Annotated in this window: 5 protein-coding genes; 2 read left to right on the top strand and 3 right to left on the bottom strand. The window is 63.3% G+C overall.

Translation table 11 applies throughout. The annotated features are described in order from the left end of the window. Nucleotides 1–127 precede the first annotated feature (127 nt). Nucleotides 128–1,411, top strand: a complete 1,284-nt coding sequence (gene hemL, locus VMA74_RS13485) for a glutamate-1-semialdehyde 2,1-aminomutase (protein ID WP_325367778.1) — start codon at nt 128–130, stop codon at nt 1,409–1,411. Nucleotides 1,412–1,416: 5 nt separating this feature from the next. After that, nucleotides 1,417–2,304, top strand: a complete 888-nt coding sequence (locus tag VMA74_RS13480; RefSeq protein WP_325367776.1) for an ion transporter — start codon at nt 1,417–1,419, stop codon at nt 2,302–2,304. A 3-nt stretch (nt 2,305–2,307) separates the two neighbouring features. Here the strand turns inward: VMA74_RS13480 and VMA74_RS13475 are convergent, their stop codons facing one another. From VMA74_RS13475 to VMA74_RS13465, 3 genes are all read right to left on the bottom strand, one after another. Then, the gene (locus VMA74_RS13475; RefSeq protein ID WP_325367774.1) at nt 2,308–2,727 is read right to left on the bottom strand and encodes a VOC family protein; all 420 of its coding nucleotides are present in this window, start codon (nt 2,725–2,727) and stop codon (nt 2,308–2,310) included. 25 nt (nt 2,728–2,752) lie between these two features. Beyond that, on the bottom strand, nt 2,753–3,967 hold the full coding sequence (locus VMA74_RS13470; protein WP_325367772.1) for an acetylornithine transaminase: 1,215 nt from the start codon (nt 3,965–3,967) through the stop codon (nt 2,753–2,755). 567 nt (nt 3,968–4,534) lie between these two features. Beyond that, a partial coding sequence (locus VMA74_RS13465; protein WP_325367770.1) for a helix-turn-helix domain-containing protein occupies nt 4,535–5,057 on the bottom strand: 523 nt, incomplete at its 5' end.

Raw genomic sequence — 5,057 nt, 5'->3', positions numbered from 1 at the left:
ACGTTTCGGACATGGCGTCACACCCTGTTCGAATGACTGGCAGATCGAGGACAGCACCCGGAAAATGACGCACTTCGGCCGCGACCCCAATCTCGCGCCCCCCCCTTATCCGAATCGAATCGTTGCCATGACCAACCATGAGTTATTCCAGCGCGCCCTCAAGCTGCTTCCCGGCGGCGTGAATTCCCCGGTACGTGCTTTCAAGTCCGTCGGCGGCGAGCCGTTTTTCACAGCACGCGCCAACGGGGCTTATTTGTGGGATGTGGAAGGCAAGCGCTATATCGATTACGTCGGCTCCTGGGGGCCGATGATCGCGGGCCACAATCATCCGAAGGTGCGCGAGGCGGTCGAGCGAGCCGTACGAGACGGCCTATCGTTCGGCACGCCCTGCCCGGCCGAGGTGGTGATGGCGGAAACCATCACGCGCCTGGTGCCGTCGGTGGAGATGGTGCGCATGGTCAACTCCGGCACGGAGGCCACGATGTCGGCCATTCGCCTGGCGCGCGGTGCCACCGGACGCAGCAAGATCGTGAAATTCGAGGGCTGCTACCACGGCCATGGCGACAGCTTCCTGGTGAAAGCCGGTTCCGGCGCACTCACCTTCGGCGTGCCAACCTCCCCGGGCGTCCCTACCGCCAACGCGGACCTCACCCTCACCCTGCCCTACAACGACCTGGCCGCCGCACAAGCGCTTTTCGCCGAGCAGGGCAGCGAGATCGCCGGCCTGATCATTGAACCGGTGGCCGGCAACATGAACTGCATTCCGCCGCAGGACGGTTACCTGCACGGATTGCGCGAGCTCTGCACCCGCCACGGCGCACTGTTGATCTTCGACGAAGTGATGACCGGCTTCCGCGTCGCACTCGGCGGCGCCCAGGCGCTGTATGGAATCCAGCCCGACCTCACCACCTTCGGCAAGGTCATCGGCGGAGGCATGCCGGTGGGCGCCTATGGCGGGCGTCGCGCGCTGATGGAGCAGATTGCGCCGGCCGGCCCGATCTACCAAGCTGGCACCCTGAGCGGCAACCCTGTCGCCATGGCCGCCGGCCTGGCCATGCTGGAGCTGGTCCAGGCACCGGGTTTCTACGACACGCTGGCTGCACGCACGCGCCTGCTCACCGATGGCTTGCAAGCAGTCGCCGATGGTGAAGGCGTTCCATTCAGCACCAACCGGGTGGGCGGCATGTTTGGACTGTTCTTTACGCACGAAAACGTGAGCAGCTACGCGCAGGCCACAGCCGCCGATACGGCGATGTTCAACCGCTTCTTCCAGGGCATGCTCGAACACGGGGTATTCCTTGCGCCCAGCGCCTTCGAAGCCGGTTTCCTTTCTTCCGCACATAGCGATGAAGACATCGCCGCCACCCTGGATGCGGCGCGCGTCGCCATGCGGCTGGCACGCGCAGGCTGATCGCCATGCATGGACGCGCGCCGCCTGCCGATCAGCTTGAACCGGCCCACCAAGGAGGATGGCGAGCGCGCTGGTTCCACATCATCTTTGGACACGAAGACACGGCAGGACGCCGCTTCGACGTCCTCTTGATCATCGCCATCCTGGGCAGCATCGCGGTGGCGGTGTTCGATACCGTTGCGCAGGCGCACGCGCGGTATGGCGCGATCTTCTATGCGCTGGAATGGGCATTCACCCTGCTGTTCACGCTCGAATACGTGATGCGCATCCTGGTGGTCGACCGGCCGTGGCGCTACATGCGCAGCTTCTTCGGCGTGGTCGATTTTCTGGCCGTGTTACCGACCTGGATCAGCCTGATCGCCGCCGGCAGCCAGTATCTGCTGGTGGTGCGTGCGCTGCGCATCCTGCGCATCTTCCGCATCCTCAAGCTCACGCGCTACGTGGGCGAGGCGGATCTGCTGTGGTACACGCTGATTCGTGCGCGCCGGAAAGTGCTGGTGTTCTTCAGCGCCATTCTTACGCTGGTGCTGATCTTCGGCGCGCTGATGTATCTGATCGAAGGGCCGGAAGACGGCTTCACCTCGATCCCCACATCCATGTACTGGGCGATCGTCACCATGACCACGGTGGGCTTTGGCGACATTACGCCGAAAACCGCCTTGGGCAAACTGCTGACATCGCTGATCATCCTGATCGGCTACAGCATCATCGCCGTACCGACCGGCATCTTTACCGCCGAGCTGGCGGCCGGCATGCGTGCGCGACGCAAGCGCGTGCCCTGCACCCGTTGCGGCCAATTCGACCATGAAAATGATGCGGACTATTGCCGCATCTGCGGTACAGAGCTGTCCGCAACTGAACAACAAGAACGGGACAGCGCCCCGTTCCGGTAACGCTCACCAGCTGCCCACGTTCGGCATCGACGCCCACGGCTCCCGCGGCGGCAGATGACCATCCTGCAGCAGCTCAATCGAGATAAGGTCGGGCGAACGCACGAACGCCATGTGCCCGTCACGCGGCGGACGGCTGATGGTGTAACCCATCGATTGCAGGTGCTCGCACGTCGCATAAATGTCGCGAACCTCGAATGCGAGGTGGCCGAAGTTGCGGGCCGAACCGTAATCCTCTTCCGAACCCCAGTTATAGGTCAGCTCCACTTCCGCCTCCGGGCTTTCCGGCGCGGCCAGATACACCAGCGTGTATTTGCCCTGCTGCGAATCCATGCGGCGCACTTCTTTCAAGCCGAGCCCTTCGCAATAGAAACGCAGCGAAGCGTCGAGGTCACGCACGCGAACCATGCTGTGCAGATATTTCATCGTGACTGTTCCTGATTTATCCGGGCTATTTCGCCACGAAGGCACGCAAGGCCGCGTGCAGGCGTGACAGGCCCTCGGACAACTCCTCGTCGCTGATGTTCAGCGGCGGCACGAAACGCAGCACATCCGGCCCGGCCTGCAGCACCAGCAAACCGTGTGCGGCGGCCACATCGAGCACGTCGCCCGCTTTGCCGCGATAGGTTTCCGCCAGCACCGCGCCCAGCATCAGCCCACGCCCGCGCACCTCGGAAAACACGCCCAGCTCCGCACCCATCGACCTCAGCGCCTGCTGCAATACATCCGATTGACGCTGCACGTTCGCCAGCAGCGGCGGCGACGACAGCTTGCGCAGCGCCACGCGCGCGACCGCCGCCGCCATGGGATTGCCGCCGAAGGTGGTGCCATGCGCACCGAACTGCATCACTTGCGCCACCTTGGCGCCAGCAAGCATCGCGCCAATCGGGAAGCCGCAACCCAACGCCTTGGCGAGGGTTACGATATCCGGCATCACGCCATCCTGCACGTGTGCGAACAGCGTGCCGGTACGCCCCATGCCGCATTGAATTTCGTCCAGCACCAGCAGCGCGCCGTGCGTATCGCACAACTCGCGCACGCGCTTGATGAAACCAGGCGCCGCCGGCAGCACGCCGCCTTCGCCCTGCACTGGCTCCAGCATCACGGCAGCGACGTCGCCCGCGGCAAAAGCTGCCTCGAGCGCGGCCACATCATTGAAATCCAGATAACGGAAACCGCCCGGCAGCGGCTCGTAGCCTTCCTGGTATTTCGGCTGCGCGGTGGCCGTGACCGTGGCCAGCGTGCGACCATGGAAAGAGCCGCGGAACGTGATGATTACCCGTTGTTCCGCCGGCCGGCCTTGGGCAGCCGCCCATTTGCGTACCAACTTAATCGCCGCCTCGTTCGCTTCGGCGCCGGAGTTGCACAGAAACACGCGCTCGGCAAAGCCGGAGGCCTCCACCAGTTCCTGTGCCAGGTGCAGCGGCGGCTCGGTGTAGAACACGTTGCTGCTATGCCAGAGCTTGTGCGCCTGCGCAGTCAAGGCCGCCAGCAGGTCAGGATCCTGATGCCCCAGGGCATTCACCGCGATGCCAGCACCGAAGTCGATGTAGTCGCGCTGCTCGGTATCCCAAACGCGTGCGCCCTGGCCTCGGTCGAGCACCAGCTCGCGCGGCTTGTACACGGGCAACCAATAGCGTTTGGCAAGATCAACGAGAGACGACACCGAAGGCTCCTATGCTCAATACATGCATGGCGCTTTGGCTTGCGACAGCCAAGCCAAGCGGATGAAAAGGTTTGAAAACGGGGAAGCGGCATCCTAGCAGCAAGCTTTCTTCATCAACATACGCCCGCGTTGTCCACTGCCGCGCGGTCTGTATCAGAAGTATTACACCCGCTGAAAATCGCGGCGCGGTGCTGTTCACTGCCACGCAGGCAATAGAGCGACTGTAACAGCCCTGTACGCGACGCCAGCTGCCCGACCCGGCGAATTCCCACGCCAAACCCTCATTTTCAAGGCTTTTTCGCAACTGGCACGGGACTTGCCCTATCTAGAAAGCTGGAGAGGGCTCGCCATGGCTATACCCACCAGGGCTCGCACGGCCATCGCGCGCGAGCCCGGCGAAACGCGAGGCAGAGAACACCAGAACACGCCGTGGCAAGACGGCGACGAGGGCGGTAACCCGGCGACATGCCGCCGGGCACCATGTGGAAGCCCCCGGCTCGTCCCCTGCGAGTCGGGGGTCTTCCCTTCAATCCGGGGAGGCCACGGACATGCGTTCTGAAAGCCGCCTCACTGCAGGTCTTCAAGCACCAGCTGATGCTTCTTGCACAGCCGGTAAACGGTCACGCGCGACACTTTCAAACGCCGCGCGCACTCGCTGATGTTGAAACGCGTCTCGCGCAAACATGCCATCACGGCATCACGCTCGGCCGAGGTGCGCATCAGGCCCAGGCTGGAATGCCTTGTCGTCCGTGGCGCGATCACATCTTCCAGATCCAGATCGGCCACGCTGATCTGCGCCCCCTCCGCCACCACGGCGGCACGCTGCACGCGGTTGAGCAGTTCGCGCACGTTACCCGGCCAGGAGAAATCGCGCAGCGCCTTGCGTGCCAGCGCACTGAACGTACGCGCATGGCAGTCATGCTGCTTGCGAAAGCTGTCCAGGAAGATCTGCGCCAGTTGCAGCACATCATCGGCGCGTTCGCGCAATGCCGGCATATGCAGACGCAATACATTGAGGCGGTAATACAGATCTTCGCGGAACCGGCCTTGTGCTACCGCTTTTTCGAGATCCACATGCGTGGCGGCGAGC

This window comes from Dyella sp., from assembly GCF_035508675.1.
GTDB lineage: Bacteria > Pseudomonadota > Gammaproteobacteria > Xanthomonadales > Rhodanobacteraceae > Dyella_B.
Note: the sequence above shows the minus strand (reverse complement) of the source record. Positions and strands in the feature narration are given on the sequence as shown.